The sequence below is a fragment of the Streptomyces misionensis genome, from assembly GCF_007896895.1.
Classification (GTDB): Bacteria; Actinomycetota; Actinomycetes; order Streptomycetales; family Streptomycetaceae; genus Streptomyces; species Streptomyces misionensis_A.
Genome location: NZ_VOGW01000117.1, coordinates 1 through 767, shown reverse-complemented (window position 1 = coordinate 767; position 767 = coordinate 1). Strand labels below are relative to the sequence as shown.

Below are 767 nucleotides of genomic sequence, written 5' to 3'. Positions count from 1 at the left end.
TCCCTGCGTGGACTACCCCTATGAGCAGGCCCCAGGCGCCCCCGTCCGGTCCGGCATCCCCGAGCACGGGCGGATCCCGAAGTACTACGCGGTGAAGGCGCGGATCGCCGCGCTGCTGGAGGAGCTGGGGGAGGACAGCGTCATCCCCACCGAGCGGGATCTCGCGGAGCGCTACGACGTCGCCCGCGAGACCGTGCGGCAGGCGGTGCGGGAGCTGGTGCTGGAGGGGCGGCTGCGCAGGCGCGGGCGCGGGACCGTGGTCGCCGGGCCCAAGCTGGCCCAGCCGCTGTCCCTGGCCAGCTACACCGAGGGCGTGCGCCGGCAGGGCCGTACCCCCGGCCGGGCGCTCGTCACCCTGGACCGGTTCCCCTGCCCCGGCCCGCTCGCCGCCGAGACCGGGCTGACCCGGGGCGAGCCCGTCTGGCACCTGGAGCGGGTGCTGCTCGCGGACGAGGAGCGGGTCGGCCTCGAGAGCACGTACGTCGCCGTCGAACGGGTGCCCCGGCTGGACTCCGACTTCGACGCCGACTCCTCCTTCTACGCCTACCTCGCCGCCCAGGGCATCACCTTCGGCGACGCCGACGAGCGCATCGAGACCGTGCTCGCCACGCCCCGCGAGGCGCTGCTCATCGGGACCCCGCCCGCGCTGCCGATGCTGCTGATCCACCGGGTGTCCCGGGACACCGGCGGCCGGCCGCTGGAGCGGGTGCGGTCGCTGTACCGGGGCGACCGGTTCTCCTTCACCACGCACCTCCAGGGCTGAGACC

The 767-nt window shown here is 75.0% G+C and carries 1 protein-coding gene; it reads left to right on the top strand.

All coding sequences use genetic code 11. From position 1 onward, the window contains the following. The first annotated feature begins 7 nt into the window (after window positions 1-7). Complete coding sequence (locus FRZ03_RS20855) at window positions 8-763, top strand: GntR family transcriptional regulator (RefSeq protein ID WP_146466675.1); 756 nt, start codon at window positions 8-10, stop codon at window positions 761-763. Window positions 764-767: the final 4 nt, after the last annotated feature.